Annotated in this window: 16 protein-coding genes; 3 read left to right on the top strand and 13 right to left on the bottom strand. The window is 69.2% G+C overall.

Features of this window, described 5'->3' with window-relative positions; all coding sequences use genetic code 11:
* The first annotated feature begins 19 nt into the window (after positions 1-19).
* Positions 20-370 (top strand): DoxX family protein, encoded by a 351-nt coding sequence (locus ACZ5ZX_RS29760; RefSeq protein WP_465505287.1) that lies wholly within the window; start codon positions 20-22, stop codon positions 368-370.
* On the opposite strand, the gene ACZ5ZX_RS29755 is transcribed toward ACZ5ZX_RS29760, so the two are convergent.
* The 10 genes from ACZ5ZX_RS29755 to ACZ5ZX_RS29710 all read right to left on the bottom strand — a co-directional run bounded on the left by ACZ5ZX_RS29755 (position 367) and on the right by ACZ5ZX_RS29710 (position 7,987).
* Entirely contained in the window at positions 367-1,548 is a 1,182-nt protein-coding gene (locus tag ACZ5ZX_RS29755) for an MAB_1171c family putative transporter (RefSeq protein WP_465505286.1), read from the bottom strand. The two genes, ACZ5ZX_RS29760 and ACZ5ZX_RS29755, sit on opposite strands and share 4 nt — an antisense overlap.
* Positions 1,545-2,108, bottom strand: a complete 564-nt coding sequence (locus ACZ5ZX_RS29750) for a hypothetical protein (protein ID WP_465505285.1) — start codon at positions 2,106-2,108, stop codon at positions 1,545-1,547. Before ACZ5ZX_RS29750 ends, ACZ5ZX_RS29755 begins: the two co-directional genes overlap by 4 nt.
* A 1-nt stretch (position 2,109) precedes the next feature.
* Positions 2,110-2,550 carry a helix-turn-helix domain-containing protein gene (locus ACZ5ZX_RS29745; RefSeq protein ID WP_037311474.1) on the bottom strand — a complete coding sequence of 147 codons (441 nt, stop codon included), beginning with the start codon at positions 2,548-2,550 and terminating at the stop codon, positions 2,110-2,112.
* Positions 2,551-2,617: 67 nt separating this feature from the next.
* Positions 2,618-3,478 (bottom strand): bifunctional DNA-formamidopyrimidine glycosylase/DNA-(apurinic or apyrimidinic site) lyase, encoded by an 861-nt coding sequence (gene mutM, locus ACZ5ZX_RS29740; RefSeq protein ID WP_465505284.1) that lies wholly within the window; start codon positions 3,476-3,478, stop codon positions 2,618-2,620.
* 79 nt (positions 3,479-3,557) lie between these two features.
* Entirely contained in the window at positions 3,558-4,304 is a 747-nt protein-coding gene (rnc, locus tag ACZ5ZX_RS29735; protein ID WP_465505283.1) for a ribonuclease III, read from the bottom strand.
* A gap of 15 nt (positions 4,305-4,319) precedes the next feature.
* Positions 4,320-4,502: a 50S ribosomal protein L32 gene (gene rpmF, locus ACZ5ZX_RS29730; protein ID WP_005160412.1), complete on the bottom strand. Its 183-nt coding sequence runs from the start codon at positions 4,500-4,502 to the stop codon at positions 4,320-4,322.
* A gap of 72 nt (positions 4,503-4,574) precedes the next feature.
* Positions 4,575-5,192, bottom strand: a complete 618-nt coding sequence (locus tag ACZ5ZX_RS29725) for a YceD family protein (RefSeq protein ID WP_465505282.1) — start codon at positions 5,190-5,192, stop codon at positions 4,575-4,577.
* Between the two features lie 303 nt (positions 5,193-5,495).
* Positions 5,496-6,560 carry a LacI family DNA-binding transcriptional regulator gene (locus ACZ5ZX_RS29720; RefSeq protein ID WP_465505281.1) on the bottom strand — a complete coding sequence of 355 codons (1,065 nt, stop codon included), beginning with the start codon at positions 6,558-6,560 and terminating at the stop codon, positions 5,496-5,498.
* Complete coding sequence (locus ACZ5ZX_RS29715) at positions 6,561-7,205, bottom strand: flavodoxin family protein (RefSeq protein WP_465505280.1); 645 nt, start codon at positions 7,203-7,205, stop codon at positions 6,561-6,563.
* Between the two features lie 77 nt (positions 7,206-7,282).
* Positions 7,283-7,987, bottom strand: coding sequence for an alpha/beta fold hydrolase (locus ACZ5ZX_RS29710; protein WP_465505279.1), 705 nt, complete (start codon positions 7,985-7,987; stop codon positions 7,283-7,285).
* A gap of 126 nt (positions 7,988-8,113) precedes the next feature.
* Here ACZ5ZX_RS29710 and ACZ5ZX_RS29705 point away from each other — a divergent pair, with 126 nt between their 5' ends.
* The gene (locus tag ACZ5ZX_RS29705) at positions 8,114-8,674 is read left to right on the top strand and encodes a TetR/AcrR family transcriptional regulator (protein ID WP_465505278.1); all 561 of its coding nucleotides are present in this window, start codon (positions 8,114-8,116) and stop codon (positions 8,672-8,674) included.
* A gap of 48 nt (positions 8,675-8,722) precedes the next feature.
* Here the strand turns inward: ACZ5ZX_RS29705 and ACZ5ZX_RS29700 are convergent, their stop codons facing one another.
* A complete protein-coding gene (locus ACZ5ZX_RS29700; protein WP_465505277.1) occupies positions 8,723-10,009 on the bottom strand; it encodes an MFS transporter in 1,287 nt (428 codons plus the stop codon).
* Positions 10,009-11,394, bottom strand: coding sequence for a M20 family metallopeptidase (locus tag ACZ5ZX_RS29695; protein ID WP_465505276.1), 1,386 nt, complete (start codon positions 11,392-11,394; stop codon positions 10,009-10,011). The genes ACZ5ZX_RS29700 and ACZ5ZX_RS29695 overlap by 1 nt, the downstream gene beginning before the upstream one ends.
* A 125-nt stretch (positions 11,395-11,519) precedes the next feature.
* Between ACZ5ZX_RS29695 and ACZ5ZX_RS29690 the strand changes: the two genes are divergently transcribed.
* Positions 11,520-12,443 (top strand): LysR family transcriptional regulator, encoded by a 924-nt coding sequence (locus ACZ5ZX_RS29690; RefSeq protein WP_465505275.1) that lies wholly within the window; start codon positions 11,520-11,522, stop codon positions 12,441-12,443.
* Here ACZ5ZX_RS29690 and ACZ5ZX_RS29685 read toward each other — a convergent pair.
* Positions 12,418-14,001: an FAD-binding oxidoreductase gene (locus ACZ5ZX_RS29685; RefSeq protein WP_465505274.1), complete on the bottom strand. Its 1,584-nt coding sequence runs from the start codon at positions 13,999-14,001 to the stop codon at positions 12,418-12,420. The genes ACZ5ZX_RS29690 and ACZ5ZX_RS29685 overlap by 26 nt on opposite strands.
* Positions 14,002-14,188 lie beyond the last annotated feature (187 nt).

Below are 14,188 nucleotides of genomic sequence, written 5' to 3'. Positions count from 1 at the left end.
CACACCAAGGAGTTCTGTCATGGCCGTGGCTTCCGTGGTGCTTTCGACGATGCTGGCGGCGCTCTTCGCCGTGCTGGGGGTGGCGAAGGTCCTGCGTCAGCCGTCGGTGGTCGCCCGGACCAAGAGGCTCGGCTTCTCCGTCCGGGCGATCCAGGGGATCGGGGCGCTGGAGGTCGCCGCCGCGGCGGGGCTGGTGGCCGGGCTGTTCTGGCCGCCCGCCGGGATCGCCGCCGCGATCGGGCTGGCCGGGTTGCTGATCGGGGCGGCGATCTCGCATCTGCGGGCGGGCGACGGGATCAAGGACGTCGCCCCGCCGCTCTGGCTCGCGCTGATCTCGGCGGCGGCAGCCGTCCTCTCGATCGTGGCCTAGGCCGCGGTCTCCCGCGCCCGTTCGCGGATCCGTCCGACCACAGTGGACCGTCGCCAGGCGTGCGTGACCTCGACCAGCCAGGCAGCTTCGGTGGCGATGTCGGGCTCGTCGAGATAGGTCGCCGGAACGTCGTCGGGGGCGTACCGGCGGCCTGTCTCAGCGGCGACGAGCGCGGCGGCCAACGCCGCGGCCTCGATCGTCGCGGGGACACGGGCTTCGGGGATCTTCGCCTTGCGAGCCTCGGCTTCCGCGACCGGTGGCACGTCCGGATCGAAGTACGGGCGCAACGCGAGGTGGCCGTCCCGGATCTCGATGACCCTGCGGTACAAGGCGAATTCGACGCCGCCCGGCATACCGGGACCAGGGTCCAGCGCGATTCCCGGGACGGCTTCCCGCATCGCCGTCCACAGTGGCTCGATCCGGCGGTAGGTCCGGTACGTGCCGAGCAGGCGGAACGGCGTCGCCAGCGCCGGCCCCCACACGCTGAGCGTCGCGCCCGCCCCGGCGAGCCCGACGCTCAGCGCCGCCAGGATCGACGAAACCGTTTCCTCACCGGCGTTCACCTCACCGGTGGTGGCGAGGATGTAGATGTCGTCGACGTCCCAGAAGGTCCAGCCCAGCGCGGCGACCCCGCCACCGACGAGCAACCACAGCCCGACGCGAAGCGGCCCAGGATCGGCGTGGCGGGCGAAACGGGCGAAGACGATCGAGAAGGTCAGCAGGCTGATCAGTCCGTAAAGGAGAAAGAGCACGTTGTACGCGACGAACCAGCCGAGCCTGCCCGGCCCGGCGGCGGTGTGCTCGCCGACGCGATAGCTGTCGGACAAGAAGAAGAGCGCGGTCTCCGCGACGACCACGACCCAGGAGAGCACCGCGTGCCAGCCGATCCGCTTGCCCTCCCCCAGTTTCAGCGAATGCGCGAACGCGACCGCGAAGCCCATCGCGCCGATCTTGAGCAGGTCGGCCGCGAGGTTGAGCAGGCTGCCGATGGGCTCCTCGATACCGACGGCGTTCTCCATGGCCGGGGTGAGCAGCATGATCCCGCCCGCGATGCACATCCCGAAGCCGCTGAGGAACCACATCCGCCGCAGCGGCTGGGTATGGCGAGCCTGGATCAGCTTGTAACCGAAGCCCGCGAAGGCCACCACGCAACAGAAGTACGCGATGGTCTCGGTCACGGCAGGCGTCGCTTCCGGCTGCCGAAGAGGTTGTCGACCCTGGCCATCCCGCCGGCGAGGTCGCTTCCGCTCTCGTCGATAGGCGCCGTACCGCGCACCGCCGTCCTGGCGACCCGTTGTGCCAGCAGGCTGGCGAGCAGTTCGGCCTCTTGTTCCTCGACGGCGCTGTAGCTCGTGCGGCCGAGGACACGGCGGACGAGTTCGGGCGACAGGTTCGGCATGAGGGCCTTGCTGGCGGCGGCGTCGAGCGCGATGCCGTCGGTGCCGGAGTCGGAGCCGACGTGGCCGCACAGCAGATGGCCGACCTCGTGCAGCAGGATATGCCGCCGGTGCAGGGCGGTGGTGTTGGTCGGGTAGAGGATGTAGTCCGCGCGCTCGGTGCTCATCAAGAGCCCGCACGGGCCGCTGGAGGGGACGTTGACCTGCATCAACTCGATCGGCCGTCCGCGTTCGGCGGCGAGTTCGGCGATGAAGGCCTCGGCGTCGAAGGGTTCGGGAAGGGAGACGCCGTCGGCGAGACTCCGGCAGCGGCGCCACAACTCCTTACGGCGGCGGTCCACTTCACGCCTCCCTCTTCGTGCCGCCCCGTCCGGATTCCCTGCGGGCGATCGCGTCGATCATGTCGCTGATGGTGTCGAGTCCATCGGGGGAAAGTGTTACGGCGCGCAGCGCGACGTCGCGGACGCCGGCGTCACGCAGGGCGCCGAGAAGCGCGAGTTCCTCGGCGATCTTGGCGCTCTGCTCGTCGTCAAAGAAATACGCCGGAGAGACACCGAAGAACTGGGCCAGCGCCTCGAGATGGCGTTTCGTGGGGTTGTCGCGGCGTCCGGTGCGCAACTGCCACAGGTAGGTCGTCGAAAAGCTCTCGCCGGTGGCCTCTCGGCAGGCCTTGGCGACCTCTTCGTGACTGTACGGCTCGCGATCGGGTCTCAGCACGATCTGGAACAGCTTGTCGATCTTTTCGGCGAGCGTCGTCTTGCCGGGCTCGGTCGCGGCCACCATCCCACTCCCTACATGTCGTGCCCGTTCATGCTAGTTGACGCGGCACCCGCGCCGTACACGACAGTTTTCACCTCAAGCGCGGACGCGGCTGGCATCGCGGGCACGAAAAGGACGAACGGTTCATGAAGGGATCGCGCCGGATCGGCGTCCCGCATCGGCCGCAGGGCAGGCCTTCTTGGCCGTAGGCGTCGAGAGAACGGTCGAAGTACCCGGACTGGCCGTTGATGTTGACGTACAGCGCGTCGAACGACGTCCCGCCCGCGACGAGCGCGGCGGCCATCACCTCGCTGGCGGCGGTGAGGACCGTCCGGCCCTGTGCAGCGGTGAGCCTGTCGGTCGGGCGGGCCCAATGAAGCTTCGACCGCCAGAGGGCTTCGTCCGCGTAGATGTTGCCGATACCGGAGACGAGGGTCTGGTCGAGCAGGGCGCGTTTGATCTCGGTCCGCCGCGACCGCAGCGCGCGGACGGCCTGGTCGAGGTCGAACCGCGGGTCCATCGGGTCGCGGGCGATATGCGCGATGGTGCTCGGCAGCGCGGTCCCGTCGACCTCGGTGAGTTCCGCGAGGGCGAGACCGCCGAAGGTCCGCTGGTCGACGAAGCGCAGCTCCGGACCGTTGTCGGCGAAGCGAAAACGCACGCGAAGGTGCTTCTCGTCGGGCGCGTCATCGGGTTGGACGAGCATCTGGCCGCTCATCCCGAGGTGGGCGAGCATGGCCTGGCCGTCCGAAAGATCGAGCCAAAGGTATTTGCCGCGACGGCGCGCGGCGACGATCTTGGTACCGGAAAGCCGTCCGGTGAAGTCCTCGGCGCCGAGTTCGTGACGGCGGATCGCACGGGCGTGCAGGACTTCGACCTCGGTGATCGTCCGACCGGAGACATGCGCCTCCAGTCCGGCGCGGACCACCTCGACCTCGGGGAGTTCGGGCATGACGTCGATTCTCCCACCGGCCCTCGTGAGTGGTAATGGTGGTGGGAACCGTCATTACCACTCACGAGGGAGGGCGGATTCAGGTCGTTTTCGGCGGCTGCTCGATGTCGAGTTCGGCCGAAAGCTCACGCCAGGCCGTCTCGGCGGCCTTCTGCTCGGCTTCCTTTTTCGTCGTCCCCGAGCCGTAGCCGAGTTCACGCCCGCCGACGAGCACGGTGGCGCTGAACTCCTTGCGGTGATCGGGACCGGTGTCCTCGACCTTGTACTCGGGTACACCGAGCCCGGCCGACGCCGTCAGCTCCTGGAGACTGGTCTTCCAGTCCAGACCGGCACCACGCAGCGGTGCTTCGGCGAGCAGGCCGTCGAACAGGTGGTGCACGAGCTGGCGTGCGGTGTCGATGCCGTGCTGCTGGTACGCGGCGCCGATGACGGCTTCGAGACCGTCGGCGAGGATGCTCGCCTTGTCCCGGCCGCCGGTGAGCTCTTCGCCCTTGCCCAGCAACAGGTGCTTACCCAGCCCGCCTTCACCGAGGCCGCGCGCGACCCGGGCCAGTGCGTGCATGTTGACCACGCTGGCACGGAGCTTCGCGAGCTGCCCCTCGGCCAAGTCGGGATGGGTGTTGTAGAGATGGTCGGTGACGACCATCCCCAGCACCGCGTCGCCGAGGAATTCCAGACGCTCGTTCGGCGGTAACCCACCGTTCTCATAGGCATAAGAACGGTGGGTCAGCGACAGCTTCAACAGCTCGGGTTCGATGGTGATCCCGAGCGCTTCGAGCAACGGTGCGGGGTCGGCGGGCGGTCCACCGGCCGACTTGCCCCCCATGTCGTCAGCCGCCGATCAGGCGGGCTCGACGACCTGGCGACCGTTGTGCTGGCCGCAGGCCGGGCACGCGATGTGCTGGAGCTTCGGCTGCTTGCAGGCGCGGTTGGAGCAGGGCACCAGCTGCACCGGAGCCGCCTTCCACTGGCTGCGGCGCGCGCGGGTGTTGGATCGCGACATCTTCCGCTTCGGGACGGCCACGAGTAGATCTCCTTCAGACGGTCTGCCCGCGGTCGCGAGCGAACTTGCTTCTCCGGAACGAGCTGGTGCTCGTCAGGCTTGCTTTCCGGGGCCATCAGCCTGGTCATCGCCCGTTTCGTCCTCGAAACGATCGACCAGCGCGGCCCACCGAGGGTCTATCTTCTCATGCCCGTGACCGGGCTCGAGATCGGCCCACTTGACGCCGCATTCGATGCACAGACCCTGGCAGTCCTCGGTGCACAACGGGGCCAGCGGCAGCGCGAGCACCACCGCGTCGCGCACCGTCGGCTCGAGGTCGATCCGGTCGTCCACCAGGCGAGGGATCTCGTCCTCGTCGGTGGTCTCCTCGGTCGCGGAGCCGGGGTAGGCGAAGAGCTCGGTCAGGTCGACCTCGACGTCCTCGGTGATCGGGTCGAGGCACCGCGAGCAGTGCCCCGTCGCGACGGCGGACGCCGTGCCGCTGACGAGCACACCCTCGACGACGGACTCGAGAATCAGGTCGAGTTCCAGGTTGGAGCCGGCGTCGATGGTGATGACGTCGGGCACCCCGAGTGCGGTCTCGACGGGGATGGCGCGGTGGACGGCCTTGCTCAGGCCGGCGTGACGGCCGAGTTCACGGGTGTCGAGCACCCAAGGGTTCCGGCCGTCCAGCTGCGCAGGCCTGGCCTGCGGCGACTTGTTCTCAGACATCGGTGACCAGGGTACGCAGGTGCCGCCACCGGTTTACGGGCACGGTCCGTGAAGGCCTGCGGCGTAGGGGACGCGGTGGGTCTCGCTTATGTGCGGGAGGAGGAGCGCGTGAAGGCCCCCTTCCCACGGCTGAGCCGAGGGAAGGGGGCCTTCACGCGCTTCCCCCACGAGCCAGGGCCCGCAGGTGACGAGTAGGTACCTAAGAGAGGGTTCTCTTGAGAGGTAACTCAAAGGTGGCGTGTCGACGCTGGGGCAGCGGTGTTCGCGACACCGGCAGCGGGCGCCGACCGCGCCATATTTGCCTTACCCCTCAATAGAACCCGAATCGCCACTCACGACCCACCGCACCTGACGGCCGGTGGATTCCCGTGCGTTCAACCGCACGGGCACCTCGATCCGACGCGGCTCGCCGCCCAGGGCGGCGCCCTCGACGAGATCCATCAGCGCCGTGGCCGCCCGGCCGCCCGCCTCACGCGGGTGCACGAACATCCCGGTCACCTGCGGTGAAGTGAGGCGGAGCGACCCGCTGTCGACCGCGCTGCAGATCCCGAGTTCGGCGGGCACCGCGAGCTGTCGGCGGCGGGCCTCGTGGAGGACGCCGAGGGCGAGGTTCTCCGACGTCGTGAAGACGGCGTCCGGGCACACCGGCCGGCCGAGCAGCCTGCCCAACGCTTCAGCGGTGCCTTCGGTGGTCGGCGGTTCGTCGATCTCGACGACCACCGGCTCCAGTCCCCGGTCCCGCGCCCAGCCGGTGTAGCCCGCGACGAGATCCGCGGCGTAGGAGCGGCCGGTGTCGGTGGTGATCATCGCCGGTCGCTCGTATCCGTTGTGCGCCAAGTGATCCAGCATCAGCCGGGCCGCCGCGACGAGGTCGTTGTCGACGACGACCGGCACCGGGCACGGCGCGGCCAGCGGGCGCCCGATGGTCACCAGCGGCCGGTCACGGCACCAGCCACTGGCGAAGAACGGTTCGTCCCCGCGCGGGTCCACGAGGATCGCGCCGTCGACGGCGAAGGCGTTCAGCCGGTCGAGGTCGGCGTCCAGCGGGGTCAGCAACAGGCCGTACGACCGTTTCGACGCGGCTTCGGCCGCCCCGTTGAGCACTTCGAGGAAGTAGTCGGAGTTGGGCACGAGCGCGCAGGCGCTGCTCGCGTCCACCGAGTTCGCGAGCTGGATCGCCAGGGTGCGGCTGCGCCGTGTGACCAGTTGCCGCGCGTGGACGCTGGCCTGGTAGCCGAGTTCGGCCGCCGCCCGCGCGACGCGCTGTCGCGTGTCCTCGGAGATCCGTCCCTGCCCGCTGAGCACATGGGACACGGTCGTGATCGAGACCCCCGCGGCGGCGGCGACGTCACGGATGGTCGGCGACACTCAGGCCTCCACGGGCGGTCCCCAGACGCGGTTCGGCCGGTCGGTGTCCAGCCGATAGTCGGTGACATGGGCGTCGCCCAGCCTACGTCCGAGATCCGCCGCCGCCTCCAGTGGCCGGGCGGGATCGCGTTCCACCTCGCCCCGGCTGTTGCCGACGCCGACCACGATCCCGGCCAGGTCCTGACGCAGGTACCGGGTGAGTTCCTGGAACTGGGCTTCGAGGCCGAGCGTCGCGCCGCGGTAGCTCTCCTCGCAGGAGATCAGCACCGCGGCGCGTTTGGTCATCAATCCCGGCACGACCCGCGCGGTGTGCGGCGAACTGCCCGAGGTGTAGCAGAAAAGCCGGTCGAAGAAGGACTTCAGCCGCCCGGTCATGCCGTACCAGTGCAGCGGGGTCGCGTACACGATCGCGTCCGCCGGGAGCACGTGGTCGAACAACAACCGCTCATAGCCGTCCCCGATGCCGCACGAACGATCATTCAGACGGCAGCTGCGGCAATCCCCCAGCGGCGCTTCGACGAAGTCGTCGAGGCGGACGAAGTCGATCGCGTGTCCCGCCTCCTCCGCGCCTTTGGCCAGCGCTTGGGCGAGAGCCCAGGAATTGCCTTCACGACGAGGGCTCGAATCGAGCACCAGGACCTTCACGTGCTTCTCCCCGGAGAGACTGCAAAAACGTTTTTGCAGTCTCTCCGGGGGAGGATTCCCCTGTCAAGCGACCTAGGTCAGGCGACCTTGGCGGCCGCCGCGAGGATGACCTCGGCGACAACGTCCGGGCGCGAAACCGAAACGGCGTGCGAGGCGTCGACCCTGGTGACCTCCGAACCGGCGCGTTCGCTCATGAACTCCTGCGCGGCGGCGGGGATCGCGTGGTCCTGCTCGGCGATCAGCGCCCAGGACGGCAGGGTCTTCCACGCCGGCTCGCCGTCGAACGGCGTGGCCAGCGCCCGCTCGGTGACCGGACGCTGGGTGACCGCCATGACGTCGGCGGTCTCGGCGGGGACGTCGGCCGCGAACACGTCCGAGAAGTTCTCGGGCTTGATCGACAGCTCACCCTGGGCCGCGAGGACGTTCGTGGTGTCCGGGCCGAGCTTGCTTCCCTCGAAACGGCCGGAAAGCTCGAACACGCTCTCCCCCGCCTCCGGCTGGAAGGCGGCGATGTAGACGAGCGCCTTGACGTTCGCCGCGGTTGCCGCCGCACGGCTGATCACCACGCCGCCGTAGGAATGCCCGGCCAGCACCACCGGACCGGAGACCCCGTTGACGAAATCGGCGACGTAATCCGCGTCGGACTCGATCCCGCGCAGCGGGTTCGGCGCCGCGAGCACCTGATAGCCCTGCTCGCGCAGCTTCGGGACCACGCCGTTCCAGCTGGACGAGTCGGCGAAAGCACCGTGGACCAGGACGATGGTGGGCTTCTGGACGCTCATGGTTGCTCCTTCAGAGCTAGGGAGAACGATCGGTCTTTCTCCCTGAACAATGCTCGACGGTGACACCTTCCGCAAGGTGACGCAGCCGACATGGCGGAATGACCGTTCTTTCTCTAAGGTCGGGGAATGCCGACTGTCGACCGGGAAGTGCACCCGAAGATCCGGCTGCTCGAGACCGCGTCACGGCTGTTCTACGCCGAAGGAATCCACGCCGTCGGGGTGGAGCGCCTGGTCTCGGAGGCGGCCGTCACCAGGGCGACGTTCTACCGCCACTACCCCACCAAGGACGATCTCGTCGCCGCCTACCTGCGCACCACGAGCGAACGGATCCGCGAGGGTATCGGCGAGGCGGCCCGAGGGAAGCCCGCGCGTGAAGCGCTGCTCGCCGCGCTGGGCATCATCGGCGACCGGACCCTCGACGACGACTTCCGCGGCTGCCCCTTCCTCAACGCCGCCGCCGAATACCCCGACCCCGGACACCAGGTCCGCCAAGTCATCGACGACCACCGCGAGTGGTTCCTGGGCGCTCTTCGCGACCTCGCGCGCGAGGCGGGCCATGCCGACCCCGAACACGCCGCCCGCACCCTCGTCCTCCTTCGCGACGGAGCACTTCACGGCGGGAACCTCGACGACGCCGAGACCGTCCGCGACACCCTGCGCCGCGCCGTGACCGACGTCGTCGCCTGACGACCTCCGCCCGGTGCCCGGCCCGGACTTTCGCGTGAACCGGGTCCCTCAGCGGATACCGCGCCGCCGGTTCGCCACCACCAGCGCGGCGATGCTGAGCGAAGCGGTCAGCAAGAGGTAGTACCCGGGCGAGACCGGCGAACCGGTGGCCGCGATCATCGCGGTCGCGATCGTCGGGGTGAACCCGCCGAAGACGCCGACCGTCGCGTTGTAGGCGAACGAAAGGCCCGTCGCCCGGGTGTGCGCCGGGAAGGCGTCCGCCATCACCGAGGGAAGCGCCCCGAAATAGACCGCCTTCGCCAGCCCCAAGACCGCCATCGTGGCGGTCAGGGTCAGGAACGACGGCGACTCGGTGACCCAGATGTACAGCGGCACCACCCCGATCCCGATGGCCGCCGCGGCGCCGATCATGATCTTGATCCGGCCGAGCCGGTCGGTGAGCAGGCCGGCCACCGGGGTCACGAAGGTGAGGATCGCCGCGGTGATCATCAGCGCGACGAACGACAGCGAGTCGTCCAAGCCCAGGTTCTTGATCGCGAACGTCGGCAGGGACTGCAGGATGAAGTTCAGCGAGGTGGAGACGACCAGTACACCGCCGGCGATCAGCAACCCGCCCCATTCGAACCGGAACAGCGTGCGGATGGCCGACGTCTTCGGCGCGTCCGGATCCTTGCGCACCGCGGGAGGTTCGTCGACGTGGCGCCGGATGTAGTACCCGACCGGGCCGACCAGCAACCCGAAGACGAACGGGACGCGCCAGCCCCACGACGTCATCGCGTCGGTGCTCAGGACCGCGGTCAGCCCGGCGGCGAACCCCGCGGACAGCAGCGTCGCCAAACCTTGGCTGGCGAACTGGAAACTGCCGAGGAAACCCTTGCGGCGATCGTCCTGTTCGATCAGGAAGGACGTGGCCGCCCCGAATTCGCCACCCGCGGCGAAACCCTGGATCAACCGGGCGACGATCACGCCGACCGGCGCCAGGAAGCCGATCGTCGCGTAGCCCGGCATCACCGCCAGCAGGAACGTGCCGATCACCATCAGCCAGATGGTGACGACGAGTGCCTTCTTGCGGCCGAACCGATCGGCGTACGCGCCGAGGATCAGACCGCCGAGCGGGCGGATGAGGAACGTGATCCCGAAGACCGCGTACGCCTGGACGAGCTGGACAGCCGCGTTGCCGCCGGGGAAGAAGGTCTTGCCGATGTAGGCCGCCATGAGCGCGTACACGGCGAGGTCGAACCATTCGAGCGCGTTGCCGATGGTCGCCGCGGCGATCGCGCGTTTGGTGGACGACGGCGTACGAGGCTTCGTCGTCGTCTGATCGCTTTCGAGCATCAGCCCTCCTTTCCGCGCCGCCCGAGCGCGTGGAACAGCGCCATGGCCAGGACCACGCCTTCGCGGGCGATCGGGGCGAGGAGATGCTCGTCGGGCGCGTGCTGCAGGCAGCCGGGATAGGAGTGCGGCACCCACAAGGTCGGCAAGCCGAGCAGGTCGGTGAACACGTGATTCGGCAGCCCGCCACCGAAACTGGGCAGGATCGCCACCGGCCGGTCGGAGACCTCCTCCAGCACGCCCTTCGCCCAGCCCACCCAGGGATCGTCGACAGGGGTGCGGCTGGCGCTGAAACTGCTTTCCGTGGTGACGTCGACCATCGAGAACCCGTGCGCGGCAAGGTGTTCCGTGACCGCGTCCGCCACTCCCCCGACGTCGGTGCCCGCGACATAACGGAGTTGCAGCATCGCGCGGGCGCGGCCGGGGATGGCGTTGACGGGCCGCTCGATGTCCGCGGCCCCCAGGGAGAGGACTTCGAGCGTGTTCCAGCCGTACAACCGCTCGGCCACGGTCAGCTCGGTGTCGCCCCAGCCTTCGTCGGGCACCGGATCCCCTGGTGCTCCCGCGATCTCGAGGCCGGCGAGCGCTTCGCGGACGCTGCCGGGGAAGCCGGGCGGCAGGAGCTCCGGCACCCGGATGCGGCCGTGCCCGTCGACCAGGCACGAGATCGCCCCGGCGAGTGTGGTGGCGGGGTTGCGCAGCACCCCTCCCCAGTTCCCCGAGTGGTAGGCGTCGGGGCGCAGATCGACGTCGAGCGCGATCCGGACGCTGCCGCGCGCGCCGAGGAACACCGTCGGCGTCGCCGCGTCCAGCCGGGGCCCGTCGGAGGCGATGAGGACGTCGGCGCGCAGCGCGTCGCGGTGCGCAGCGACGAACTCGTCCAACCCGGGTGAGCCGATCTCCTCACCGGTCTCGAACAGGAACTTGAGATTGAAACCGAGGGAACCCCGGTCGGCCAGCAGGAGCCTCAACGCCGTCAGGTTGACCAGGTGCTGCCCCTTGTTGTCCGCCGAGCCGCGGCCGTACCAGCGTTCGCCGTCGGCGGTCAGCGTCCACGGGTCCCGGTCCTCGCTCCACTGACCCTCGTGCCCGTCGACGACGTCGGCGTGCCCGTAGCACAGGAGCGTCGGGAGCTCCGGGGACTCGGTCCGGGTGCCGATCAGGAACGGACCGCCTGCCGGATCGGGATTGGGATGAGTCGTCACCGAGCAGCCGAGCGCGGTCAGCGCCGGGGTCAGCGCGTCGTCCAGGTATGCCTTGATGGCAACACGCCCGTCCGGTCGGTCGCTCACGGTCGGGTACCGGACCAGCTCGGCCAGCTCGGCGAAGAAGGCCCCTGAGTCGACGTGTTCCCGGGCTTTCGAAACCAGTTCTGCGGGGACTGCCACGTGCTCTCCCGATTCACTCGCCGTGTGTTGCCGAGGAGCGTAAGCCGGTTTCCCTACACTGACCATTGCCGTTTACGGCGGTCCGCGTTCTGATTGAGGCAAACCGACCTTCGAGAGGGAGACCGATGCGGCTGCTTCCCATCGCGCTGACGTACTTCCTCGAAGTCGCCCGCACCGGCTCGGTCTCCGAAGCCGCGGCCGAACTGACCGTGGCGCCCTCGGCGATCAGCCGTCAGATCGCCAAACTCGAAGCCGGCCTCGGCGTTCCGCTGTTCGTCCGGCATCCGCGCGGCATGGTGCCGACCGAGGCCGGGAACCGTCTGCTCGACCACGTCCGCCGCAGTGAGGCCGAATCGGCCGTCCTCGTCGACGAACTCCGTACCGGCCGCGGTCTGCACGCCCGTTCGCTCACCGTCGCCTGTTCCGAGGGGTTCGCGCGGCGCGTCGTCCCGCAGGCGATCGCCGCGTACCGCCGCGACCACGACGTCGTGTTCCACATCGACGTCGTCAACCGTGAGGAAGCCACCCGGCGCGTCCTCGACGGCGGGGCCGACATCGCCGTCACCTACGCGACCGGCCCCCAGCACGGCGTGCGCGTCGAAAGCGCCGTGGTCGTCCCGGTCTACGCGATCGTTCCGGTGGATCATCCGCTGGCGGATCGCGACTCCGTCGGCCTCGCCGAACTGTGCGACCACCCGCTCGCGTTGCCCACTCCCGGCCAGAGCCTGCGCGACCTGTTCGACATCGCCACCCGGATCGAGAACCTCACGGCGGAGCCGGTGCTGGCGTGCAACGAACTGAGCTCGCAGTACGAGTTCGTCCGCCGCGGCGGCGGGATCGCGCTCGTCGGCGGGCTGGGCGACATCGGGCAGGACGCGGCCACCGAAGGCGTCGCCTACGTACTCCTCGACAACGCGGTGTTCCGCAGGCGCGAGGCGCAGGTGCAGACCATGGCCGGGCGGACCTTGTCGTTGGCCGCCACGCGGTTCACCGCGCTGCTGACCTCGCTGGTCCGGGCGCCGGTCAGTGGATCAGCACCCCGGGGTTGAGGATGCCCGCCGGGTCGAGCGCGGTCTTCGCCGCGGTGAGCGCGGCGGCGAACGGGCCGGGGCGCTGCCGGTCGTACCAGGGCCGATGGTCACGGCCGACGGCGTGGTGATGGGTGATCGTGCCACCGTGGCCCTCGATCGCCTCGGACACCTCGGCCTTGATCTCGTCCCACTGCGCGACCGTGCTTCCCCAGCGCCCGGCGGCATAGATGCCGTAGTACGGCGCGGCCCCATCCGGATAGACGTGCGTGAACCGGCAGGTCACGACGCCCGCGCCGCCGCACACCCGGTCGATCGCGGCCCGTGCCGCCGAGGTGATCGCGTCGTGGAACTCCTCGAAGCGGTCCCAGGTGCACGCGGTTTCGAAGGTCTCGACGATCAGCGACCGGCGGGCGAGCGCGTCACGCTGGTACGGCATCCGCAGGAACGACGACCGCCACGCCGAAGCGCTGTCCTGACGAGCGGAATCCTTGCCACGCCTGGTCTTCACCACCCCACCGTGACCGATGGCCAGTTCCAGCGCGCGATCCAGCCCGCCCTCGACCGGATGGTCCGCGGACTCGAACGCGACCAGCAGCAGTCCGCCACCCACGCTCGCGCCCGCGTTGATGAACGCTTCGGCGGGATCGAGCAGGCGGCAATTCGACGGGTACAGGCCGGACTGCGCGATCGCGCGGGTGGCGGCGACAGCGTCTTCCTGTCGTTCGAAGGTGACCGACGCGGTGACCTGCCAGACGGGCCTGTCCTGCAGGCGCATCCACGCTTCGGTGATCACACCGAGCGTGCCCTCGGAGCCGAGGAACATCCGGTCGGGCGACGGACCGGCGCCCGATCCGGGCAGCCGCCGCGATTCACTGATCCCGGCCGGGGTGACCACGCGAAGGGACTCGGTGAGATCGTCGATATGGGTGGCGAGCGTGGCGAAATGCCCGCCGGCGCGGGTCGCGAGCCAGCCGCCGAGGGTGGAATGGGCGAACGACTGCGGGAAATGCCTCAGCGTCAGCCCCAGCGGACGAAGCCGGTCTTCCAAGGCCGGCCCGAAGATCCCGGCCTGGATCCGGGCCGCGCGGCTGACCGTGTCCACTTCGAGCACGGTGTCGAGCCCCGACAGATCCATCGAGACCGCGGGCCCGTCGAAGCGCGGTTCGACCCCGCCGACCACGGAACTGCCGCCACCGTAAGGAATCAGCGGCGTGCCCGACGTCGAGCACCAGTCGAGCAGGTCGACGACGTCCTGTTCCGAACGTGGCCGGGCGACCAGATCCGGGACGTGGTCGAGCTGTCCGAGCAGGTTGCGGACGACGTCGCGGAAGGCCTTGCCCCGGGCGTGGGACAACCGGTCGGCGGGGTCGTCGCTGCACAGCGCCGCCAGCGCCGGGGGCGGGCCGAGCCGCGACGGCGGGACAACGAGATCCGCCGGTTCGGGCGGGGCGTGGTCGGTGAAGTCGTGGCCGGGAAGGACCGCGGCCGTGCGGGCGACGAGCGCGTCGGATTCCTCCGTGGTCAAGGCTTCGGCGACGTGTCCCCAGCCCCACCACGACCGTTCTCCGGCAGGCATCGGCGCCTCCGTTCCAGCTGACTTGCCAGTAAGTTACCCATCGGTCAATTCCCGTGTCAACGCAGTCCAGGAGCAATTCGGCGGGCCCCCTCACCCCTCCCGCGAGTGGCGATTCGAGCCATTCGACGCTTTACAACGTTGTATCAACGATGTAAACAGTTCCTGACGACACGCCGTGGCCTGCCTC

It is taken from the genome of Amycolatopsis sp. NPDC033938 (genome assembly GCF_055575975.1).
Note: the sequence above shows the minus strand (reverse complement) of the source record. Positions and strands in the feature narration are given on the sequence as shown.

What these genes read in the sequence shown, in the direction of transcription:
- ACZ5ZX_RS29760 (WP_465505287.1), top strand. Translation starts at nt 20, where the DNA reads ATGGCCGTGGCTTCCGTGGTGCTTTCGACGATGCTGGCGGCGCTCTTC.
- ACZ5ZX_RS29745 (WP_037311474.1), bottom strand. Translation starts at nt 2,550, where the DNA reads ATGGTGGCCGCGACCGAGCCCGGCAAGACGACGCTCGCCGAAAAGATC.
- mutM (WP_465505284.1), bottom strand. Translation starts at nt 3,478, where the DNA reads ATGCCCGAACTCCCCGAGGTCGAGGTGGTCCGCGCCGGACTGGAGGCG.
- rnc (WP_465505283.1), bottom strand. Translation starts at nt 4,304, where the DNA reads ATGGGGGGCAAGTCGGCCGGTGGACCGCCCGCCGACCCCGCACCGTTG.
- ACZ5ZX_RS29725 (WP_465505282.1), bottom strand. Translation starts at nt 5,192, where the DNA reads ATGTCTGAGAACAAGTCGCCGCAGGCCAGGCCTGCGCAGCTGGACGGC.
- ACZ5ZX_RS29710 (WP_465505279.1), bottom strand. Translation starts at nt 7,987, where the DNA reads ATGAGCGTCCAGAAGCCCACCATCGTCCTGGTCCACGGTGCTTTCGCC.
- ACZ5ZX_RS29705 (WP_465505278.1), top strand. Translation starts at nt 8,114, where the DNA reads ATGCCGACTGTCGACCGGGAAGTGCACCCGAAGATCCGGCTGCTCGAG.
- ACZ5ZX_RS29700 (WP_465505277.1), bottom strand. Translation starts at nt 10,009, where the DNA reads ATGCTCGAAAGCGATCAGACGACGACGAAGCCTCGTACGCCGTCGTCC.
- ACZ5ZX_RS29690 (WP_465505275.1), top strand. Translation starts at nt 11,520, where the DNA reads ATGCGGCTGCTTCCCATCGCGCTGACGTACTTCCTCGAAGTCGCCCGC.
- ACZ5ZX_RS29685 (WP_465505274.1), bottom strand. Translation starts at nt 14,001, where the DNA reads ATGCCTGCCGGAGAACGGTCGTGGTGGGGCTGGGGACACGTCGCCGAA.